Below are 21,589 nucleotides of genomic sequence, written 5' to 3'. Positions count from 1 at the left end.
CGATAGCATGCGCCGTGTCCGATCACCCTTTTCGAGGAGGCCTCCATGGCCGCTGAACCCCAGGCGGACTGCCTGTTCTGCAAGATCGTCGCGAAGGAGATCCCCGCCACGGTCGTCCGCGAGAGCGAGACCACCCTCGCCTTCCGCGACATCAACCCGCAGGCGCCCACGCACGTCCTGGTCATCCCCAAGGTGCACCACCCGGACGCCGCGTCGCTGGCCGCCGCCGAGCCGCAGATCGCCGCCGACGTGCTGCGCGAGGCCGGAGAGGTCGCCTTCGAGGAGGGCGTCGCGGAGAGCGGCTACCGGATCGTCTTCAACACCGGCTCCGGCGCCGGGCAGACCGTCTTCCACGCGCACGCGCACGTCCTGGGCGGTCGTGGCCTCACCTGGCCCCCCGGGTAGACGCCCGTGTCCGCCCGCGAACTGGTCGTCCTCGGCACCGCCAGCCAGGTTCCCACCCGCCGTCGCAACCACAACGGCTACCTCCTGCGCTGGGACGCCGAGGGCCTCCTCTTCGACCCCGGCGAGGGCACCCAGCGGCAGATGCTGCGCGCCGGGGTGGCCGCCCACGACATCGACCGGATCTGCGTCACGCACTTCCACGGCGACCACTCGCTGGGGCTCGCCGGGGTGATCCAGCGCATCAACCTCGACCAGGTTCCGCACCCGGTCACCGCGCACTACCCGGCGAGCGGGCAGCACTTCTTCGAGCGGCTGCGGTACTCCACCGCCTACCGCGAGAGCGTCGACATCGCCGAGGCACCGGTGTCGGCGGACGGCGTTCTGGCCACCACGCCCGGATACACCCTCTCCGCCCACAAGCTGTCGCACCCGGTGGAGAGTTACGGCTACCGCCTGGTGGAGCCCGACAGCCGCCGCATGCTGCCCGAGAAGCTCGCCGCGCGCGGCATCAAGGGCCCGGACGTGGGCCGTCTCCAGCGGGAGGGCGTGCTGAACGGCGTCACCCTCGCGGAGGTGAGCGAGGAACGCCGGGGGCAGCGCTTCGCGTTCGTCATGGACACCCGGCTGTGCGAGGGCGTGCACGTGCTCGCCGAGGGCTGCGACATGCTCGTCATCGAGTCGACGTTCCTCGACGAGGACGTGCGCCTGGCCACCGATCACGGTCACCTGACGGCCGGGCAGGCTGCGAAGGCGGCACAGGAGGCAGGCGTACGGCACCTGGTCCTGACGCACTTCTCGCAGCGCTACAGCGACCCGGAGGAATTCGAGCGCCAGGCCCGGGCAGCCGGTTTCGAGGGGGAGTTGACCGTGGCCGACGACCTGATGCGGGTGCCGGTGCCCAAGCGGGGGTGAGCACCGGGGTGCCCGTGCCCCTGTGAGCACAGTGGCGGCAGTGGCCCGGAACTCCCTCGTCCGGGCCGGTCGCCGTTCTAGCGTGTCTTGTCATGACCTCGATCAGACTCTGGCGCCCCGTCGTGGGCGCGCTCGCGGCCGCCGCGTTACTCGTCCCGCAGGCCGCCGCGGCGCAGGACCCCACCCCGGTCGCACCGGCACCGGCCGCAGCGACACCCGACCGCCCCTCCTACGACGTACGCCTGCGCAGCGACGCCGACGGCTCGCACTGGACGGGCAGGCAGACCATCTCCTTCCGCAACTCCGCCCGCACCCCGCTGCGGTTCGTCGACGTACGGCTGTGGGGCAACGGGCACCCCGACGACGGCTGCGGCACCCCGGCCAAACCGTCGCCGGTGTCGGTGAGCCGGGTGAAGGGCGGCACCCCGCACCCGCTCACCGTCCGCTGCAGCGCCCTGCGCATCGACCTGCCGAAGCCGCTGCCGCGCGGGGCCCGCGCCAGCGTCTCCTTCGACGTCTCCATCGCCGTCCCCGACCGGGCCCACCGCTTCGGCCGCGACGGTGCGCACCGCTTCCTCGGCAACGCCCTGCCGCTGCTGTCCGTGCAGGACGCCAAGGGCCGCCACCTCGACCCCGACGTCGGCTTCGGCGAGAGCTTCTACACCCTGGCCGGGGACTTCCGGGTGGTCCTCGACCACCCGAGCGGCCTGAAGGTTCCGGCGACCGGCACCACGGTCCGGCGTGCGGGCGCGCCCGGCCGCACGGTCAGCACCAGCGTCGCGCACGGCGTGCGGGACTTCGCCTGGGCGGCAGGGCCCTTCCGCACCAAGACGATCACTTCGCCGGACGGCATCACGCTGAACGCCTACTGGACCGCCGCCGTCCCGGCCGAAGGCGTCGCCTACAACCTGAAGGAGGGGGCCGAGGCCATCGATGAGTTCGGGAAGCGCTTCGGGCGCTATCCGTACGGCGAGATCGATCTCGTCATGAACACCGCGTTGGAAGGTGGCATGGAGTTCCCCGGCCTCGTCTACCTGCAGACCCAAGAGGATTCCGCGGTCGAGCACGAAATCGCCCACCAGTGGTGGTACGGGATCGTCGGGAACGACCAGTTCTCGGAGCCCTGGCTGGACGAGGGCTTCGCGACGTACGCGACATGGGTGCGTTGGGGCGGGGACCACTTCTGCCCGGAGGAACCCGACTGGCCGGACGACGCATCCGCGATGACTCGCCCGATGGACTCCTACGCGAACCGCTCCGAGTTCATGAAAATTGTCTATACCGGGGCCGCCTGCGCCCTGGCCGAACTCGAAAGCACCCTCGGCAGCCAGGAGATGGCCGCCATGCTGAAGAAGTACGCCCGCGACCACTGGTTCGGCGTCTCCACCACCGCCGACTTCAAGCGCGCGGCGCAGGCGGCGACCACCAAGGACCTGGCGCCCCTCTGGGAGAAACACCGTATTTACTGACGCAGCCGGAGGCCCACGACGCGGTGGGCGGGGCCGGAGCGCATCCGGCCCCGCCCACCGCTACTGCCGCGCCCCGACCCTGCGCCGCTCCCGCACCCGCGGCGCACGCACCACAGCCGTGCGGGCGAACGGCGAGCGCACCCGCCGGGTGAGCGGCCGCACGGAGATCTCCGCGATCTCCTGCTCCGGTGCGCCGACCTGCGGCACCTGCCCGGCGGGGGCACCGGTGGTGCCCGCCAGCAGGGCGGCCGGGGCCCCACCCCTGCGGCGTACCGCACCGGCCACCAGCGGACGGCCACTCGTGTGCAGGGCCACCAGCGTCATCGGCACCGCCGTCAGCAGCAGTACGCAGCCCAGCACCAGGCCCATCGCCGGGAAGCCCGCCTGCGCGGACAGGACGCTGCCCGCCACCGGGCCGCACGCCACGCCCAGTGAGGACGCGGAACCGGCGAACACCGCCCACCGGCCGCGCGGGTCCATCGAGGCGGCCAGGCCGATCAGGTACGACAGCACCACCGGGTAGACGGCGTTCCACAGGATCTCGCCCGCCGCGAAGGAACCGACGCCGGTCGCGGACGCACTGAGCGCCACACAGAGCGCGATGAACGCCGTACCGACACCCACCGGCACCGCACGCCCCAGCCGCGCCCCGAGCGCACCGGCGGCGGTGACACCGAGCAGCCCGGCGCCCAGTGCCGCCGCGAACACCGCACCGGCGCTCACCTCGGTGAGACCCGCCTGCACCGTGGCGATGCGGTTGCTGACGCCCCACAGGGCGTTCTGGCACATCGACCAGCACAGCATCGCCGCCGCCAGCACCAGGCCCGCCCTGCGGTGCGGCAGCCGGGTCGCCGCCGCTGCCGCCTCCAGAGGCGACGTCATGGCCGAAGCCGCCGCGTCCTCCCGGGAGTCCAGACGTCCGGTCGCGGGCCACACCAGTACGGCGATCAGCGCGAGCGCCGCGAACGGCGGCCGGTGCCCGCCGTCCAGGTGCGGCACCGTCAGGTACAGCGCGCCCGCCGTCGCGGAGACGCTCAACAGGCCGAGCACGGAAGCCCGGTGCGGGTCGCGCCGGGCGGCGATCCCCGCGGCGGCCACCGCGGTCGCCGTCCCCGAGCCGAAGCCGCCGACCGCCGCGCCCGCCACCACCGGCACCGGGGAGGACGCCAGGGTCGCGCACCCGTACCCCAGCAGCATCAGCAGCAGCCCCGCCCGGGCCGCCCGGCGGGCGCCGATCCGCTCCACCCGGGAGGCGAGCGAGAAGCCCGCGGACGCCGAGCACAGCAGCAGGGCGCTGCCCACGAGACCGGCCCCGGCAGGGGTGAGACCGAGCCCGGAGCCGAGCCGCCCCACCACCGTCGGCAGCAGGTACGCGGCGAGGTAGCCGGCGGTGAACACGGCGACCAGCGGCCACAAAGAGGTGCGAGGGCGCGACGAGACGGCGCGGATGCGCGAGAACACGGGCATTCCTGAAGGGGACGTGCGTGATGACAGGACGTCATGACGGCCGAGGGGCAAAGGGGGTTGGGCGACCGTCGAGGGACAGGAACGCGGCCCAATTCTTATCAAGCGCGCAGACCGCAAGAAAAGGGAAACAGGGTAGTGACCTGCGACACATTGTGTTTGCAGTTCATCGGGTCGGGTAGGAGGCGCGATCCCTCGGTCGCCCGGCGGCTTTGCGACGTGCACGTGACGCCCCGCGCACAGAGCCCCGCACGACCCCGCCGGTCGTGCACACTGGCCGCAAAACCGCAGTCCACGCACGCATGACGGGGAGCGCACAGTGAGCACGCACATCCACCAAGGCGACCAGGACCCCGCCCGGCGGGTCGACCCGCTCGACGGCCTGCGCGACCCCGGCGGCCCGGAGTGCGACGTGTTCCTCACCGGCACGGTGTTCCTGGACATCATCTTCACCGGCCTCGACAGCGCCCCCGTGCGCGGCACCGAGTCCTGGGCGCGCGGCATGGGCTCCAGCCCCGGTGGTGTCGCCAACATGGCCACCGCCCTCGCCCGCCTCGGCCTGCGCACCTCCCTGGCCGCCGCCTTCGGCGACGACCACTACGGCGAGTACTGCTGGGACGCGCTCGCCGACGGGGAGGGCATCGACCTCGGCATGTCGCGCACCGTCCCCGGCTGGCACTCGCCGGTCACCGTCTCCATGGCGTACGAGGGTGAGCGCACGATGGTCTCGCACGGGCACGAGGCGCCCCCGCCCGGCGGCTCGGCGCCCTTCCCGGCCTGCCCGCCGCGCGCGCGTGCCGCCATCGCCTCCCTGACACCGGGGCGGCGCGAGGAGTGGACCGCTTCCGCCGCCAGGTGCGGTGCGAAGATCTTCGCCGACGTCGGCTGGGACGACACCGGCCGCTGGGACCTGTCCGCGCTCGCCGACCTGGAGCACTGCGAGGCCTTCCTCCCGAACGCGGAGGAGGCCATGCGCTACACCCGCACCGACTGCCCGCGCCGGGCCGCCCACAAGCTGGCCGAGAAGGTGCCCCTGGCGGTCGTCACGCTGGGCCCCGAGGGGGCGTACGCCGTGGACGGGGCGACCGGGGAGAGCGCCGAGGTGCCCGCCATCGCCGTGGAGGCGCTGGACCCCACGGGGGCGGGCGACGTCTTCGTCGCCGGTTTCGTCACCGGCACCCTCGCGGACTGGCCGCTCGCCGACCGGCTCGCCTTCGCCGGGCTGACCGCCGCACTCTCCGTGCAGGAGTTCGGCGGGTCGCTGTCCGCGCCCGGCTGGTCGGAGATCGGCGCGTGGTGGCGGCAGGTGTGCGGGTACGCGGCGCAGGACCAGGAGGCGCTGCGCCGGTACGCCTTCCTGGAGCACCTCCTGCCGGAACGTGCCAGGCCGTGGCCGCTGCGCAGGGCGGTGCCGACGATCGGGTTCCGGGCCTGAAAAGAGCCACCGGCCACGGACGCACGGGGCCACCGGGCACGCGTGCACGGGGCCGCGGGGCGGTGCCGGGCGCCCCGTCTCCGTACATCCGTACGAGACCGATGGCAAAACCCCCTGGGTGTTGTCAGCGCTGAGTCGTACGCTTGGGAATCCAGAGGTTGTCGAGCAGCGAGAACCCTGCAACGGGAGGTATGTGCAGGCCACAGTGCCGGCCCATGACTCAGACACCCACACGCAAGCCGCAGGCCCGTGCCGAGTTCAAGATCCCTGCCACACACCCCATGGTGATGGTGCTCGGATCAGGCGACTCCTTGCTGCGCGTGATCGAAGAGGCCTTCCCGGCGGCCGACATCCACGTCCGGGGCAATGAGATCAGCGCTACGGGGGAGACGGCGGAAGTCGCCCTGATCCAGCGACTGTTCGACCAGATGATGCTGGTGCTGCGCACCGGAGCGCCGATGACGGAGGACGCAGTGGAACGCTCGATCGCCATGCTCAGGGCGAACGGCAACGGGAACGGCAACGGCAACGGAGAGAGCGCAGGCGGTGCCGTCACCGAGACGCCCGCCGAGGTGCTCACCCAGAACATCCTCTCCAGCCGTGGCCGCACCATCCGCCCCAAGACGCTCAACCAGAAGCGGTACGTCGACGCCATCGACAAGAACACCGTCGTCTTCGGCATCGGCCCCGCCGGTACGGGCAAGACCTACCTCGCCATGGCGAAGGCGGTCCAGGCGCTCCAGTCCAAGCAGGTCGACCGGATCATCCTGACCCGCCCCGCCGTCGAGGCCGGAGAGCGCCTGGGCTTCCTGCCCGGCACCCTCTTCGACAAGATCGACCCGTATCTGCGCCCGCTCTACGACGCGCTGCACGACATGCTGGACCCCGAGACGATCCCGCGCCTGATGGCCGCAGGAACCATCGAGGTCGCCCCGTTGGCGTACATGCGCGGCCGGACGCTCAACAGCGCTTTCGTCGTCCTCGACGAGGCGCAGAACACCAGCACCGAGCAGATGAAGATGTTCCTCACCCGCCTCGGCTTCGACTCGAAGATCGTCATCACCGGTGACGTCACCCAGGTCGACCTGCCGAACGGCACGAAGAGCGGTCTGCGCCAGGTGCAGGACATCCTCGGGGACGTTCCGGACATCCATTTCTCGCGGCTCACGTCGGAGGATGTCGTACGGCACAAGCTCGTCGGCCGTATCGTCGACGCGTACGAGAAGTACGACAGCGCCGCCGAGGCCGACAAGGGACGCGGCGGCCAGACCGGGAAGTAGCAGCCAAGCACCATGTCGATCGACGTCAACAACGAGTCCGGAACCGAGGTCGACGAGCAGGCGATCCTCGACATCGCCCGCTACGCCCTCACGCGGATGCGCATCCACCCGCTCTCCGAGCTCTCGGTGATCGTCGTGGACGCCGACGCCATGGAGCAGCTGCACATCCAGTGGATGGACCTTCCGGGTCCGACCGATGTCATGTCCTTCCCGATGGACGAACTGCGTCCGCCGACGAAGGACGACGAGGAGCCCCCGCAGGGGCTCCTCGGTGACATCGTGCTGTGCCCCGAGGTCGCCGAGCAGCAGGGCAAGGACGCGGAGACGGAGCACTCGATGGACGAGGAGCTCCAGCTGCTCACGGTCCACGGTGTGCTGCACCTGCTGGGGTACGACCACGAGGAGCCGGACGAGAAGGCCGAGATGTTCGGCCTCCAGGCGGCCATCGTCGACGGCTGGCGGGCGGAGAAGGGCCTCACCGGTCCCTCCCCGGCGCCGACCGTCTCATGAGCCCGCAGCTGATCGTCGGCGCCGTCGCCCTGGTCGTCGTGGCCTGGCTGGCGGCGTGCGCCGAGGCCGGTCTCGCACGGGTGACGAGTTTCCGTGCGGAAGAGGCGGTACGGGCGGGGAAGCGCGGCAGCGCGAAACTGGCACAGGTGGCCGCCGATCCGACGCGTTATCTGAACGTGGCGCTGTTGGCGCGGGTCGCGTGCGAGATGGCGGCGGGCGTTCTTGTTACTTATGGCTTTCTCGAAGTCTTTGACAAGACGTGGCAGGCGTTGTTGGTCGCCATCGCGGTGATGGTGCTTGTTTCGTACGTCGCGGTGGGGGTTTCGCCGCGCACCATCGGACGGCAGCACCCGTTGAACACGGCGACCGCTTCGGCGTACGTGCTGCTGCCGTTGGCGCGGATCATGGGGCCGATTCCACAGTTGCTGATTCTGATCGGCAACGCGCTGACGCCGGGCAAGGGCTTCCGCAAGGGACCCTTCGCCAGTGAGGCGGAACTGCGGGCGATGGTCGACCTCGCGGAGCAGGAGTCGTTGATCGAGGACGACGAGCGGCGGATGGTGCACTCGGTCTTCGAGCTGGGGGACACCCTGGTGCGCGAAGTGATGGTGCCGCGCACCGACCTGGTGTCGATCGAACGGTTCAAGACGGTGCGGCAGGCGCTGACGCTGGCGCTGCGGTCCGGGTTCTCGCGGATTCCGGTGACGGGAGAGAACGAGGACGATGTTGTCGGTGTCGTTTACCTGAAGGATTTGGTGCGCAAGACGCACATCAACCGTGATGCCGAGGCGGACCTCGTGTCGACGGCGATGCGGCCCGCTGTGTTCGTGCCGGACACGAAGAACGCAGGGGATCTGCTGCGGGAGATGCAGCAGGAGCGCAATCACGTCGCTGTCGTGATCGACGAGTACGGCGGCACGGCCGGGATCGTGACGATCGAGGACATCCTGGAAGAGATCGTCGGAGAGATCACCGACGAGTACGACCGTGAGGTCGCGCAGGTCGAGGAACTCGGGGACGGGCGTTTCCGGGTGACGGCGCGGCTCGACATCGATGATCTCGGGGAGCTGTACGGGCTCGACGAGTTCGACGACGAGGATGTCGAGACGGTGGGCGGGTTGTTGGCGAAGGCGCTCGGGCGGGTTCCGATTGCCGGGGCGTCGGCGATGGTGGATCTGCCGGACGGGCGGCGGCTGAAGTTGACGGCGGAGTCGCCGGCGGGGCGGCGGAACAAGATTGTGACGGTGTTGGCGGAGCCGGTGGAGGGGTAGGGGGGTTTCTGCGCGGGTGGGTGGGGGGTTGCTGTTACTGCCGGGGGCGCTGCCCCCGGGCCCCCGGTTTTTGCCCCGGTCCCGCCCCTTTCCCTAAAGCGCTCGCCGCGCGGCTTTGGGGGTGGCTGGCGTTTTGCGCAGTTCCCCGCGCCCCTGAAAGGGGCGCGTCATACTGGGGGTATGACGCCGGGTCAGCTTCGTGAGTTTTGTCTTGGGTTCAATGAAGTGGTGGAGGAGTTTCCGTTTACGGCGGAGACGTCTGTTTTTAAGGTGTTGGGGAAAGTGTTTGCCCTCAGTGCGCTGGGGGCTGTGCCGCTGCAGGTGAATCTGAAGTGTGAGCCCGAGAACGCCGTGCGGTTGCGGGCCGAGTATCCGGCGGTCGTTCCCGGGTGGCACATGAACAAGCGGCACTGGAACACGGTTGTGCTGGACGGCACCCTGCCCGATCGGCTCGTGCGCGAGATGGTCGAGGATTCGTACGATCTCGTGGTCGCCGGAATGCCGAGGGCGACCCGGCTCCGGCTCGACCGGGCGTAGTAGGCACGGTCCCGTCCCCGTCAGGCGCGCTTGCGCAGGCCCAGGGCGATCAGCAGGGCTGCGGCGATCACCAGTGCGGAAGCCAGGGCCAGGACCAGGCGGACGCCGGTGAAGAGGGTGGACTGGGTCGTGGCGAGGACGCCCAGGAGGGGGATGCCGACCGTCATCGAGACCTGCTGGGTCGTGGTGACCAGGCCCGTGGCCAGACCCTGTTCCGCGTCGGGCACGCCGGAGGTGACGGTCAGGCCGTACGACACGATCGCGCCCAGGTGGGCCATGCTCGCCAGGGAGATGAAGACGGTCACCAGCAGGGCGCCGGAGGTTGCGCCGATGGTGAGGAGGCCTGCCATCAGGACGCCCTGGGCGAGGAGCGAGAGCACCAGGGTGCGGCGGGCGCCGAAGCGGCCCACGACCTTCGGGGTGAGTGTCCCCGCGACCACCGAGAGCACTCCCTGGACGCCGAAGATCAGGCCGGTCTGCGAGGCGGACAGGTGCAGGATTTCCTGGAGGTACAGGGTCAGGACGAAGACGGCGGTGGTCATCGTGGAGAAGGTGATCAGGCCGCCCACATTGCCCCAGGCGACCGACGGGCGGCGCAGCATGGGGAGCGAGACCAGGGGTTCGCGGGTGCGTGACTCGATGAGGACGAAGGCGGTGAGGAGCGCCAGACCCGCGATCAGCGTGATGACGACGTCCGCGTCGCCGAAGCCGCGTTCGGCAGCCGTGGAGAGGGCGTAGATCAGGGAGAGCAGGCCACCGGTGACGGTGATCGCGCCGGGCACGTCCAGGCGCGGGCGCTGCGGGTTGCGGGACTCGGTCAGGATGCCGGGGGCCAGGGGCAGCACGATCAGCGTGAAGAGGGCGAGCAGGCCCATCGTGGAGCGCCAGCCGAAGGCGTCGGTGAGGACGCCGCCCAGGACCATGCCCACGGTGAAGCCCAGCGAGAGCAGCGTGCCGCTGATGCCCAGGGCCCGGTCGCGCTGCGGGCCCTCGGGGAAGGTGGTGGTGAGCAGCGACATTCCGGTGGGGACGATCGCGGCCGCGCCGACGCCCTGAAGTGCGCGTCCGGCCAGGAAGGACGCCGGGTCCCAGGCGAAGGTGGCCAGCAGGGACGCCGTACCGAACAGGGCGAGACCGGCCAGGAACAGCTTGCGGCGGCCGAACAGGTCACCGGTGCGGCCGAAGAGCAGCAGGAAGCCGCCGGAGGGCAGCGCGAAGGCCGTCACCGCCCACTGGAGGGCGGACTGGCTCATGCCGAGGTCGGCGCCGAGCGAAGGCAGCGCGACATTGAGGACGGAGAAGTCCAGCGCCACCATGAACTGCGCGGCGCACAGCACGAACAGGACGAGCGCGGCACGACCGGTCAGGCGTGCGGGCCGCGCCTCGGGCCGCGTGGGGGACGTCGGGGGAGTGGTGGGAGTGGTGGGTGTGTCGAGTGCCATGTGCCACAGCCTCCGGTTCCCGGAATGCCCGTGGGGAGCGGGAACTTATCCTGTTGGCGCCACCACCAGGCGGCCGGAATCAGGGGGACGCACAGGATGACGACGGCAGCGCGGCGCGACGCGGACTCGGGCATGAGCATGAAGGAGCACCGGCTCAATGAGCTCCGGGAGTTTCTGCGCAGCCGCCGGGCCCGTATCAGTCCCGCACAGGCGGGACTTCCCGACGGCGGTGCGCGTCGGCGCACACCGGGGCTGCGGCGCGAAGAGGTCGCCGTGCTCGCCGGCGTCGGTGTCAGTTGGTACCAGTGGCTGGAGCAGGGGCGCGACATCACCGTTTCTCCACAAGTGCTGGATTCGGTGGGGCGGGTGCTGCGGCTGAGCAGCTCCGAACGCCGTCATCTGTACGTCCTCGCCGGGCTCAACCCGCCTGCCCTGGAGGTCGATCCGGGCGCCGAGGACATGTGCGGCGGGCTGCGGCGGCTGATCGACGCGTGGATGCCGTATCCGGCGCACATCATGGACGTGTACTGGAACGCCGTGCAGTACAACGATGCCGCCGCCGCGGTGCTGGGCATGCGGCCCGATGTCGTGCAGAACTGTCTGCTGTCGTTCTTCTCCGATCCCGTCTACCGGTCCCGGGCCAAGGACTGGGAGGGCATCGCGAGCCGGGTGGTCGCCCAGTTCCGGTCGGCGTGCTCGGAGTGCCCGGACGACGAGGGGTTCCGGGAGGTCGTTGCGGAAGCGAAGGAGCTCAGTCCGGAGTTCGCGGAGCTGTGGGCGCGCCGGGACATCGCGCCGGCCGGTCAGACGTTCAAGGATCTGCTGCATCCGCAGGTGGGTGAGCTGAACCTGGAGAGCACGCAGTTGCGGGTGCCTGCCCGGCCCGACCTGACGATCGTGCTGCACACGCCCCGGCCGAACACCGGCACGGCCGAGAAGCTGGAGTGGCTGGCGTCTCCGGAGGGGCGGCGACGGGCGATGGGGTCGGTGGGGTAGAGGGGGTCGGTGGCGGGCTGAGGAGGGGCCGGGAGGCGCGGCGGTCGTCCTTCGCGGACCCGGCCCAAGGTCCCGTATGACCGGATTTGGCGTTTCTTTTACTCTGCATTTAAGTTTCGCGGTAGTAATCGAACAGCCTTCTGGAGTCCTCGTGCGCATCCGTCCGCTCCGTTTCGCCGCCGCCGGTCTGGCCGCCTCCTCCCTGGTCCTGCTCACCGCCTGCGGCGGCAGCGCGGACGCCGAGAGCAAGGCAGATGCGAAGAAGACCCCGGCTCCGACGTCCGCGGCGCCCACGCCCGCCGCGTCCGAGGCCCCGCTCAGCAAGAGCCAGGTCAAGGCCGCGCTGCTCACCGTCAAGGACCTGCCGACGGGCTGGTCCAGCGCGGGCAAGGGTTCCGAGGAGGGCGAGGACGGGGGCGACCTCAAGCCCGGCGCGAAGGTTTCTGCGGCCTGCAAGAAGGCTCTCGACCTCATGAACGGTGAGTTCTCGGGCTTCGAGCCCAAGGCGGCCGTCGACACCGAGTTCCAGGGCCCGCAGGGCGCGACGCTCAACCTCACCGTCGAGACGCACAAGGCCGGAGAGGCCCAGCGTGCGGTCAAGGAGGTCGAGACCACGGTCAAGGGCTGCGACGCCGCATTCCCCGTGGTGATGGAGGGCACCGCGGTCAAGGTGCGCCTGACCGAGCTGTCGGTGCCCGCCCAGGGCGACGAGTCGCACGGCTTCCGGTTCACCGTCCTCCTCCCGGACGAGACGCAGATCGACATGGATCTCGCCTACGCCCGCTACGGCCAGAGCATCACCGCCGCCGCGTACCTGGGCAGCGGCGAGCCCGCCGAGGTCAAGGCGTTCGAGGACGTCTTCAAGAAGAGCGTCACCCGGCTGAAGGACGTCACCGACGGCAAGATCAAGGTCGAGGCCGACCCGGCCGCCGACGGCAAGAAGGTCTGACCGGTCCACGACACAAGGGTCTGGCCGCGTCCGGGACCTGAGCCCGCTCGGCTCGAGTCCCGCCCCCGGGACACGCGCCCCGGTCGCCCCTCGCACAGGGGTGGCCGGGGCGTTTCCTATGCTCGGGGCCATGACCACGCCCGCGCAGGACGCGCCCCTCGACCCCGAGGACCAGAAGCTCATCACCCTCGCCCGCTCCACCCGCGCCCGCAACGGCGTCCCCGAGGGGGCGGCCGTCCGCGACGAGACGGGGCGCACCTACGTCGCCGGAACCGTCGCCCTGGACTCCCTCAACCTCAGCGCACTGCGCACCGCCGTCGCCATGGCCGTCGCCAGCGGGGCCTCCTCCCTGGAGGCCGCAGCCGTGGTGACGGCCGCCGACACCGCCGCCGACGCGGACCTCTCCGCCGTGCGCGACCTGGGCGGAAACGGCACACCGGTGCTGGTGGCAGGGCCGGACGCGGCGGTGAAGGCGCGCATCACCGCCTAGCGCCTGTGACACAGGACACGCGGAGGGGGGCGGCGGGTCGGGCGACCCCCGCCCGCCCTCCCGCGTACGGGGCCCGCACACCCGCAGGACACGTGCGCCGGGACCTTCGGCCCGGGCCGGACGCCCCGGCGCCGGAGTGCGGACCCGGGGGGCCGTCCGGCCCCCGTACCCCTCCCGAAGGACCGTGGAAACGGGCCACCGGCGCTGGGAGTGTGGAGACACGCCGCAAGGGGCCACGCAAGGGTCCCGGTGAGAGGTTCCGCAAGTACCTCTCCGACGCGGCGGTCCACGTCCCCCAGTGATAGGTCACTACGTGTTCTCCTCCCTGATCCGCACCACCGTCGCCCGCCGCATCACCGGTTCCGTCGTCGCCGCAGGAGCGGCCGCCACGATGATCCTCACCGGCTCGGGCAGCGCGTCCGCCGCCTCCGGTGCGAACTGGGCGGCCGTCGCGGCGTGCGAGTCGGGCGGCAACTGGGCCACCAACACCGGCAACGGCTACTACGGCGGTCTCCAGTTCACCCAGCAGACCTGGGCGGCCTTCGGCGGCACCGCGCACGCGCCGAGCGCCCACCAGGCGAGCCAGGCGCAGCAGATCGCCGTCGCCGAGAAGGTCCTCGCGAGCCAGGGCGCGGGCGCCTGGGGCTCCTGCGGCGCCAAGGGCGGCCTGGCCTAAGCAGCTCGCCGCCTCAGTAGCCCGCTTCCTCAGTAGCCCGTCGCCTCAGCAGCTTGCCGCCTCCTGCCCGAGGAGCGTGCTTTCCCGAAGGGCCGACCACTGGTCGGCCCTTCGGCGTGCATCGGGGAGAATGGGGCCCATGAGCGCTCGTACCCCTGAAACCCCCGCAGCCGACCCCGCCCCCCACCGGGCCGGCTTCGCCTGCTTCGTGGGCCGCCCCAACGCGGGCAAGTCCACCCTCACGAACGCTCTGGTCGGCAAGAAGGTGGCGATCACCTCCAGCCGCCCGCAGACCACCCGGCACACCGTGCGCGGCATCGTGCACCGGCCGGACGCGCAGCTGATCCTGGTGGACACCCCCGGGCTGCACAAGCCGCGCACGCTGCTCGGTGAGCGGCTGAACGACGTGGTGCGCACGACGTGGGCCGAGGTCGATGTCATCGGTTTCTGCGTGCCCGCCGACCAGAAGCTCGGGCCCGGTGACAAGTTCATCGCCAAGGAGCTCGCCGGGATCAAGAAGACCCCGAAGATCGCGATCGTGACCAAGACGGACCTCGTCGAGCCGAAGCAGCTGCGCGAGCAGCTTCTGGCCATCGACGAGCTCGGGCGCGAGCTGGGCATCACCTGGGCGGAGATCGTGCCGGTCTCCGCGGTCGGCGAGTCCCAGGTGTCGCTGCTGGCGGACCTGATCGCGCCGATGCTGCCCGAGAGCCCGCCGCTGTATCCGGAGGGGGACCTCACGGACGAGCCGGAGATGGTGATGGTCGCCGAGCTGATCCGCGAGGCGGCGCTGGAGGGGGTGCGGGACGAGCTGCCGCACTCGATCGCGGTCGTGGTCGAGGAGATGATTCCGCGGGAGGACCGGCCGAAGGACCGGCCGCTGCTGGACATCCACGCGAACGTCTACATCGAGCGGCCGAGCCAGAAGGGGATCATCATCGGGCCCAAGGGGCAGCGGCTGAAGGATGTCGGGATGAAGTCCCGGAAGCAGATTGAGGCGTTGCTGGGGACGCCGGTGTATTTGGACCTTCATGTGAAGGTTGCCAAGGATTGGCAGAGGGATCCGAAGCAGTTGCGGAAGCTGGGGTTTTAGGCGCGGGGGGTACGGGGGTGGGCCGGGGGTCCTTTGGACGGGCGTCCGGCGGGGGGCTTGGCCTTGGGCCGGTGGTGGGGTGGGCCGGTGGCGAGAGGGCCGGAACCGGGGTGGGCCGGGAGCGGGAGGGGACGCCCCCTTGCCCGCCCGTTCCGCCCCCGGGGGGCGGCCCCGCCGCCCAAGGGGGCTGGGGGAGAAGGGGGGATGGGCGGCCCCGTCGCCCAAGGGGAAGGGTGGCCCCGGTGCCCACGGGGACGGGGTCAGGGGACGTTGCGGATGCGGTGGACCAGGAGGGCGCCCAGGAGGCCGATTCCGGCTGCGACGCCGTAGAGGGCCGGGTAGCCGCCCAGGTGGATCACGATCGGTGCCGAGAGGGCCGGGGCCACCGCCTGGGGGAGGGAATTGGCGATGTTGATGATGCCGAGGTCCTTGCCGCGGGCGGCTGCGGAGGGGAGGACGTCCGTCATCAGGGCGAAGTCCACCGAAGTGAAGACTCCGAAGCCGATGCCCAGGAGGGCCGCCGCGACCAGGGCGCCCGGCCACGTCTGCCAGACGGCGAGCAGTCCCGACGCCCCCGCCATCAGCACCCCCGCCCACAGCACGAAGGGCTTCCTGCGGCCCACCCGGTCCGACCACACCCCGCTCACCACGACCGTGGCCAGGAGGGTGACACCGTTGACGGCGGTCAGGATCAGGACGCCGGTCTCGGGGTCGGCGTGGTGCACCCGGTCCCGGAGGTAGTACAGCAGGTACAGGAGGACGACCGAGTTCCCCAGGTTGATCAGGAACCGGGTCAGCCACGCCCACCCCAGGTCCGGATACCGGCGCGGGCTCAGCCAGAACCCCGCCAGGAACTCCCGCCACCGCAGCGGCTCGCGTTCCGCCGGAGACAGGGCCGGGTCCTTGTGCCGTACGACGAAGGGCAGCACCCCGGCCGCGCAGAACACCGCGCACGCCGCGTACCCGGCCAGCAGTCCGCCCAGCGACGCCAGCCCCGTCCCCACGACCACGCCCAGCATCTGCGCCGCGCCCAGCCACCCGCCGACCCGCCCGCGCTGGCGGTGCGGCACCTGGTCCGGGACGGACGCGGTCACCGCGGCGAACGCGGCGTTCAGGGTGACCTGCACCAGGCACCACCCCAGCGTCATGGTCACCAGGCCCGGTGCGAGGGCGAGCAGCACCAGTGCCGCCGCACCGGTGGCGCTGCCGCCCACGATCCACGGCGTACGGCGTCCGAAGCGGGACGTCGTACGGTCCGACAGGGCGCCGAAGACGGGGTTGGAGACCATCGAGACGACGGCCCCGATGCCCGTCACCCACGCCAGCACGGACTCCTTCGGCATCCCCGCACCCGGCGCCAGTTCGGCGGCCTGGAGCGCGAGGAGGACCTGAAGGGGCCCGAACCAGCCCACCCAGATCGCCCCGTTGGCGAGCGACAGGGTCGTCGTCCACCCCCGCGAGACGTCGACGGAGGGTTCCTCCAGCGCCGAGGAAGCAGGGAGGGTCGTCACCTCTGGGCCCGCAGCGCGTCCCGCAGCCACGCGTACGAGGCCTTCGGCGTCCGCACCTGGGTGTCGAAGTCGACGTGGACCAGGCCGAACCGCTGCGCGAAGCCCTCGGCCCACTCCCAGTTGTCCATCAGCGACCACACGAAGTACCCGCGCACGTCCACGCCCGCGTCCATGGCGTCGTGCAGCGCCCGCAGGTGGCCGTCCAGATACACGATCCGGTCCTGGTCGTCGATTCCCTCGTAACTGCAGCCGTTCTCGGTGATGACGACGGGCGGCAGTCTGTCCCCGTAGCGCTCCCGGAACGACACCAGCAGTTCGGTGAGCGCCCCCGGCACCACCGGCCAGTCGAAGGCGGTGCGCGGGTAGCCGTCGATGGTGTGGACGGAGAAGGGCATCTCCGCCGGGATGTTGATGCCCGCGAAGTCCGCCGAGACGGACGGGTCGTGGGCGCCGACCCTGGTGGGCTGGTAGTAGTTGACGCCGTACCAGTCCAGCGGCTGCGAGATCAGCCGCAGGTCGTCCTCGACCGGACCCGGGAGCATCTCCGCGATGCCGTCCGGGTACGTGCCCAGCAGCAGCGGGTCCGCGAACAGGCGGTTCAGCAGCAGGTCGTAGAAGTCGGCGGCGCCCCGGTCCTCCTCCGACTCCGAGGCGGCCCAGGTCGGCCCGTGCGAGTTGGCGATGCCGATGGAGCCCGAGCCGCGGTCGCGCAGCACCTCCACCGCGAGCCCGTGCGCCAGGAGCTGGTGGTGGGCGACCGGGACGGCGTCGAACAGGAGCCGCTTGCCGGGCGCGTGCTCGCCCAACGCGTGCCCGAGCAGGGTGAGTTCGGCGGGCTCGTTCAGCGTGATCCAGCGGCCCACCCGGTCGCCGAGCCGGGTCGCCACCACGTCCACGTACTCCGCGAACCGGTACGCGGTGTCCCGCTCCAGCCAGCCGCCCGCCTGCTCCAGCGCGAGCGGGGTGTCCCAGTGGAAGAGGGTCGGCACCGGGCGCACCCCTGCCTCGCACAGGGCGTCGACGAGCCGGTCGTAGAAGTCCAGCCCCGCCTTGTTGACCGCGCCCGCACCCTCCGGCAGCACCCGCGACCAGGAGATCGAGAAGCGGTACGCGCCCACCCCCAGCTCCTTCAGGAGCGCCACATCCTCGGGGTGGCGGCGGTAGTGGTCGCAGGCCACGGACGCGTTCGTGCCGTCCTTGATGCGGCCGGGTTCGGCGGCGAAGGCGTCCCAGGAGGACGGGCCGCGCCCGTCGTCGGCCACCGCGCCCTCGATCTGGTGCGCCGAAGTGGACACACCCCACAGGAAGTTGGCGGGAAAACGGGGCAGCGGGCCGGGCGAGCCGGATGGCAGCGTTGTCATGGGGGAGATGCTCCGTACCCACGGGTAACGCTGTCAACGCCTAGGACACCACCAGGACGCCGCGTGTCGTCACGCACCCTCCTTGAGCACCCGGGAGATCAATTCCCGCTGGGCGTCCGACAGTTGTGGTTCCGCGCAGTGGAAGGTCTGTCCGTCGACGGTGATCTCGTAGCTGAACCCGTCCGGGATCGCCGCCCCCGGCATCCTGAGCCCCCGTCCGGCGGCCGCCGCCTCACCGGCCAGGGCGTGCCACTCGTGGGCGTCGGGCCTGCCCGAGGTGTCGACCTCGGCACGGCGCTCGATCCCGGCGAATCCTCCGGTGCGGACTACCTGAATAAGCATGGGGTCCGTTCTAGTACGGGGAGGGCGCGGCCGGTAGGGGGCACCCCGGGCCCACCGGCACGGGAACGGGCCCACCGGCACGGGAACGGGGGCGCCCCGGCCCGCGGGACGCCCCCATGCCGTACGGACGTGCCTACAGCTTCGCCTGCTTCTGCGTCGGCACGCCGACCTGCTCCCAGGCCTTCAGCAGCGCCTGGGTCTCCTCGCCGTCCTTGAACCGCTTGCGCGAAGCCACCACCGTGGCCTGCGCGAAGTCCGCGAAGGTCGGGGTGATGGTGAGCGTGCCCGCGGTGAGGGTGTCGTACCAGATCTGTCCGGCCCGCTCCCACGCCTTGCCGCCGAGCGCGTCGGCGAGGAGGTAGAACGCGTGGTTGGGGATGCCGGAGTTGATGTGCACGCCGCCGTTGTCGCGGCCGGTGGTGACGTAGTCGTCCATCGTGGCGGGCTGCGGGTCCTTGCCCAGCACGTCGTCGTCGTACGCCGTGCCCGGGGCCTTCATCGAGCGCAGGGCGACGCCCTGGACGCGCTCGGCGAGCAGGCCCGCTCCGATCAGCCAGTCCGCCTCGGAGGCGGTCTGGTCGTTGACGTACTGCTTGACGAGGGAGCCGATGACGTCGGACATCGACTCGTTCAGCGCACCGGGCTGGCCGAAGTAGCTGAAGTTCGCCGTGTGCTGGGTGACGCCGTGCGCCAGTTCGTGGCCCATGACGTCGACGGGGATCGTGAAGTCGAGGAAGATCTCGCCGTCACCGTCGCCGAACACCATCTGCTCGCCGTCCCAGAAGGCGTTTCCGTAGTCCCGGTCGAAGTGCACGCTCGCGATGAGCGGCATGCCCTCGCCGTCGATGGAGTTGCGGCCGAACGCCTTGAGCAACAGCTCAAAGGTGGCTCCGAGACCGGCGTACGCACGGTTGACGGTGGCGTCCTTGACGGGCTCCGCGCCCTCCTTGCGCACGACCTTGCCCGGCAGGTCCGTCTTGTGCTGAGCGTCGTGGATGAGGCGGTGGACCTTGTTGTCGGCGGCCCCCGGGGAGGGGGCGAGCGACGGGGCGCCGAGGACCGTGGTCAGCCGGCGGTGGGTGCGCTGCTGGGAGTCCGCCTCCAGGGTGCGGCGGGCGGGTCCGGCGAGTGCGGGGTCCTCGGCGCGAGCCAGCTTGTCGAGGACGTGGGGCGGCACGATGGTGCAGAAAACGGGATGGATGGCTTCCATGGTGAGCAATGTGGCACTGGGGCATGACGCTGTCACTACCTGCGACCATGATTCGGTCCATATTTCATTGCTTGGAGTGAAGGATCACAGTTTCCCCGACATCAATGCTGGGTCTTGCATACTGATACGCGACCGGCGCCCCCGCCGCCCCTCGGTTAGGCTGCGGCACATCATGCGTTTCGGGCTGCTTCTCCTTAGCTGCCGCGGCGAGGGCCTGTAGTCGTAGGCCGACCCCCTCCCCGCGGGATCTGGTGCTGCGCGACAGTCGGCCGTCCCCTTGCAGGAGACCCGAGGAGCCCTACGCAATGACCCCCCAGCAGGCCCAGCAGATCCAGCAGGCCCAGCAGTCCGTGCAGTCCGTCGGCAACCCGACGCCCGTCACCAACGCCTCGCACTTCCAGCAGCCGTCCGGGATGCCGGTCCACAAGTACGGCCAGTACGACGCCGTCGACATCCCCGACCGCACCTGGCCCGAGGCCCGCATCACCCAGGCCCCCCGCTGGCTCTCCACCGACCTGCGCGACGGCAACCAGGCGCTGATCGACCCCATGTCGCCCGCCCGCAAGCGCGAGATGTTCGACCTGCTGGTCCGCATGGGCTACAAGGAGATCGAGGTCGGCTTCCCGTCCTCCGGCGAGACCGACTTCAACTTCGTACGCTCCATCATCGAGGAAGGCGCGATCCCGGAGGACGTGACGATCTCCGTCCTCACCCAGGCCCGCGAGGAACTGATCGAGCGCACCGTGGAGTCGCTGCGCGGCGCGCACCGGGCCACCGTGCACCTGTACAACGCGACCGCCCCGACCTTCCGCCGCGTGGTCTTCCGCGGCACCAAGGAGCAGGTCAAGCAGATCGCGGTGGACGGCACCCGGCTGGTGATGGAGTACGCGGAGAAGATCCTCGGCCCCGAGACGATCTTCGGCTACCAGTACAGCCCGGAGATCTTCACCGACACCGAGCTGGACTTCGCCCTGGAGGTCTGCGAGGCGGTCTGTGACGTATGGGGGCCGGAGGAGGGTCGCGAGATCATCCTCAACCTGCCCGCCACCGTGGAGCGCTCCACGCCCTCCACGCACGCGGACCGCTTCGAGTGGATGTCCCGCAACCTGTCGCGCCGCGAGCACGTGTGCCTGTCCGTGCACCCGCACAACGACCGCGGCACCGCCGTCGCCGCCGCCGAGCTGGCGATCATGGCGGGCGCGGACCGCATCGAGGGCTGCCTGTTCGGCCAGGGTGAGCGCACCGGCAACGTCGACCTGGTCACCCTGGGCATGAACCTCTTCTCCCAGGGCGTCGACCCGCAGATCGACTTCTCGCAGATCGACGAGATCCGCCGCACCAGCGAGTACTGCAACCAGATGGAGGTCCACCCGCGCCACCCCTACGCGGGCGACCTGGTCTACACCGCCTTCTCCGGCTCCCACCAGGACGCCATCAAGAAGGGCTTCGACGCCATGGAGGCCGACGCGGCCGCCCAGGGCAAGACCGTCGACGACATCGAGTGGGCCGTCCCGTACCTGCCGATCGACCCCAAGGACGTCGGCCGCTCCTACGAGGCGGTCATCCGGGTCAACTCGCAGTCCGGCAAGGGCGGCATCGCGTACGTCCTGAAGAACGACCACAAGCTGGACCTGCCGCGTCGTATGCAGATCGAGTTCTCGAAGATCATCCAGCAGAAGACGGACTCCGAGGGCGGCGAGGTCACCCCGAAGGCCATCTGGTCGGTCTTCCAGGACGAGTACCTGCCCAACGCCGAGAACCCGTGGGGCCGCATCCAGGTCCGCTCCGGCCAGACCACCACCGACACCGACGGCACCGACACCCTGACCGTCGAGGCGGTCGTGGACGGCGTCGAGACGGTCCTCACCGGCTCCGGCAACGGCCCGATCTCCGCGTTCTTCGACGCGCTGGCCGCCGTCGGCGTCGACGCCCGTCTGCTGGACTACCAGGAGCACACGATGAGCGAGGGCGCCTCCGCACAGGCCGCCTCGTACATCGAGTGCGCGATCGACGGCCAGGTCCTGTGGGGCATCGGCATCGACCCGAACACGACTCGGGCCTCGCTCAAGGCAGTTGTCTCCGCCGTGAACCGCGCAGCCCGCTGACCTCACTGTTTCCACCACGTTTCGGAAGGTCCCGTTCCCGCAGTGCCGGGGGCGGGACCTCCGTCTTTCCACAGGGTGCTGACGGGGCGTCGCGGATGTGGCTAACATCACGTCCAACCCCGGCAATGATG

19 protein-coding genes and 1 pseudogene are annotated in these 21,589 nt (G+C 70.6%); 14 read left to right on the top strand and 6 right to left on the bottom strand.

Annotated features, from left to right (window positions below):
* The first annotated feature begins 45 nt into the window (after positions 1–45).
* The 3 genes from ACIO3O_RS19435 to ACIO3O_RS19425 all read left to right on the top strand — a co-directional run bounded on the left by ACIO3O_RS19435 (position 46) and on the right by ACIO3O_RS19425 (position 2,786).
* Positions 46–405, top strand: coding sequence for a histidine triad nucleotide-binding protein (locus ACIO3O_RS19435; protein WP_401747268.1), 360 nt, complete (start codon positions 46–48; stop codon positions 403–405).
* 6 nt (positions 406–411) lie between these two features.
* Positions 412–1,317, top strand: coding sequence for a ribonuclease Z (locus ACIO3O_RS19430; protein WP_401747265.1), 906 nt, complete (start codon positions 412–414; stop codon positions 1,315–1,317).
* 92 nt (positions 1,318–1,409) lie between these two features.
* Positions 1,410–2,786, top strand: coding sequence for a M1 family metallopeptidase (locus ACIO3O_RS19425; protein ID WP_401747263.1), 1,377 nt, complete (start codon positions 1,410–1,412; stop codon positions 2,784–2,786).
* Positions 2,787–2,846: 60 nt separating this feature from the next.
* Here ACIO3O_RS19425 and ACIO3O_RS19420 read toward each other — a convergent pair whose 3' ends face one another.
* Complete coding sequence (locus tag ACIO3O_RS19420; protein ID WP_401747260.1) at positions 2,847–4,253, bottom strand: MFS transporter; 1,407 nt, start codon at positions 4,251–4,253, stop codon at positions 2,847–2,849.
* A 316-nt stretch (positions 4,254–4,569) separates the two neighbouring features.
* Between ACIO3O_RS19420 and ACIO3O_RS19415 the strand changes: the two genes are divergently transcribed.
* From ACIO3O_RS19415 to ACIO3O_RS19395, 5 genes are all read left to right on the top strand, one after another.
* Positions 4,570–5,685, top strand: a complete 1,116-nt coding sequence (locus ACIO3O_RS19415) for a PfkB family carbohydrate kinase (RefSeq protein WP_401747257.1) — start codon at positions 4,570–4,572, stop codon at positions 5,683–5,685.
* Between the two features lie 215 nt (positions 5,686–5,900).
* Positions 5,901–6,965 carry a PhoH family protein gene (locus tag ACIO3O_RS19410; protein ID WP_401747255.1) on the top strand — a complete coding sequence of 355 codons (1,065 nt, stop codon included), beginning with the start codon at positions 5,901–5,903 and terminating at the stop codon, positions 6,963–6,965.
* 12 nt (positions 6,966–6,977) lie between these two features.
* On the top strand, positions 6,978–7,475 hold the full coding sequence (gene ybeY / locus ACIO3O_RS19405) for an rRNA maturation RNase YbeY (protein WP_189827646.1): 498 nt from the start codon (positions 6,978–6,980) through the stop codon (positions 7,473–7,475).
* Positions 7,472–8,746: a hemolysin family protein gene (locus tag ACIO3O_RS19400; RefSeq protein WP_401747252.1), complete on the top strand. Its 1,275-nt coding sequence runs from the start codon at positions 7,472–7,474 to the stop codon at positions 8,744–8,746. The genes ybeY and ACIO3O_RS19400 overlap by 4 nt, the downstream gene beginning before the upstream one ends.
* Positions 8,747–8,926: 180 nt before the next feature.
* Complete coding sequence (locus ACIO3O_RS19395) at positions 8,927–9,283, top strand: MmcQ/YjbR family DNA-binding protein (RefSeq protein ID WP_401747250.1); 357 nt, start codon at positions 8,927–8,929, stop codon at positions 9,281–9,283.
* Positions 9,284–9,303: 20 nt separating this feature from the next.
* Here the strand turns inward: ACIO3O_RS19395 and ACIO3O_RS19390 are convergent, their stop codons facing one another.
* Positions 9,304–10,725 carry an MFS transporter gene (locus tag ACIO3O_RS19390; protein WP_401747249.1) on the bottom strand — a complete coding sequence of 474 codons (1,422 nt, stop codon included), beginning with the start codon at positions 10,723–10,725 and terminating at the stop codon, positions 9,304–9,306.
* A gap of 96 nt (positions 10,726–10,821) precedes the next feature.
* On the opposite strand from ACIO3O_RS19390, the gene ACIO3O_RS19385 reads away from it, so the two are divergent.
* The 5 genes and pseudogenes from ACIO3O_RS19385 to era all read left to right on the top strand — a co-directional run bounded on the left by ACIO3O_RS19385 (position 10,822) and on the right by era (position 14,929).
* Positions 10,822–11,721, top strand: a complete 900-nt coding sequence (locus tag ACIO3O_RS19385; protein WP_401747246.1) for a helix-turn-helix transcriptional regulator — start codon at positions 10,822–10,824, stop codon at positions 11,719–11,721.
* A 151-nt stretch (positions 11,722–11,872) separates the two neighbouring features.
* The gene (locus ACIO3O_RS19380) at positions 11,873–12,670 is read left to right on the top strand and encodes a hypothetical protein (protein WP_401747244.1); all 798 of its coding nucleotides are present in this window, start codon (positions 11,873–11,875) and stop codon (positions 12,668–12,670) included.
* A gap of 118 nt (positions 12,671–12,788) precedes the next feature.
* Positions 12,789–13,160, top strand: coding sequence for a cytidine deaminase (locus ACIO3O_RS19375; RefSeq protein WP_401747241.1), 372 nt, complete (start codon positions 12,789–12,791; stop codon positions 13,158–13,160).
* Positions 13,161–13,512: 352 nt separating this feature from the next.
* Positions 13,513–13,815: pseudogene (locus ACIO3O_RS19370) on the top strand (transglycosylase family protein); the annotation flags it as partial.
* 160 nt (positions 13,816–13,975) lie between these two features.
* Positions 13,976–14,929: a GTPase Era gene (gene era / locus ACIO3O_RS19365; RefSeq protein WP_401747238.1), complete on the top strand. Its 954-nt coding sequence runs from the start codon at positions 13,976–13,978 to the stop codon at positions 14,927–14,929.
* 260 nt (positions 14,930–15,189) lie between these two features.
* On the opposite strand, the gene ACIO3O_RS19360 is transcribed toward era, so the two are convergent.
* The 4 genes from ACIO3O_RS19360 to ACIO3O_RS19345 all read right to left on the bottom strand — a co-directional run bounded on the left by ACIO3O_RS19360 (position 15,190) and on the right by ACIO3O_RS19345 (position 19,353).
* A complete protein-coding gene (locus ACIO3O_RS19360) occupies positions 15,190–16,440 on the bottom strand; it encodes an MFS transporter (protein WP_401747235.1) in 1,251 nt (416 codons plus the stop codon).
* Positions 16,437–17,801 (bottom strand): GH1 family beta-glucosidase, encoded by a 1,365-nt coding sequence (locus ACIO3O_RS19355; protein WP_401747233.1) that lies wholly within the window; start codon positions 17,799–17,801, stop codon positions 16,437–16,439. Before ACIO3O_RS19355 ends, ACIO3O_RS19360 begins: the two co-directional genes overlap by 4 nt.
* Before the next feature lie 69 nt (positions 17,802–17,870).
* Positions 17,871–18,143: a protealysin inhibitor emfourin gene (locus ACIO3O_RS19350; protein ID WP_401747230.1), complete on the bottom strand. Its 273-nt coding sequence runs from the start codon at positions 18,141–18,143 to the stop codon at positions 17,871–17,873.
* A gap of 133 nt (positions 18,144–18,276) precedes the next feature.
* Positions 18,277–19,353, bottom strand: a complete 1,077-nt coding sequence (locus tag ACIO3O_RS19345; protein WP_401747229.1) for a M4 family metallopeptidase — start codon at positions 19,351–19,353, stop codon at positions 18,277–18,279.
* Between the two features lie 305 nt (positions 19,354–19,658).
* Here ACIO3O_RS19345 and leuA point away from each other — a divergent pair, with 305 nt between their 5' ends.
* Positions 19,659–21,458, top strand: a complete 1,800-nt coding sequence (gene leuA / locus ACIO3O_RS19340; protein WP_401747227.1) for a 2-isopropylmalate synthase — start codon at positions 19,659–19,661, stop codon at positions 21,456–21,458.
* The last annotated feature ends 131 nt before the right edge of the window (positions 21,459–21,589 follow it).

Source organism: Streptomyces sp. NPDC087440 (genome assembly GCF_044744005.1).
Taxonomy (GTDB): Bacteria; Actinomycetota; Actinomycetes; order Streptomycetales; family Streptomycetaceae; genus Streptomyces.
The sequence above is the reverse complement of the archived record's forward strand: the minus strand, read 5'-3'. Positions and strand labels throughout refer to the sequence as shown.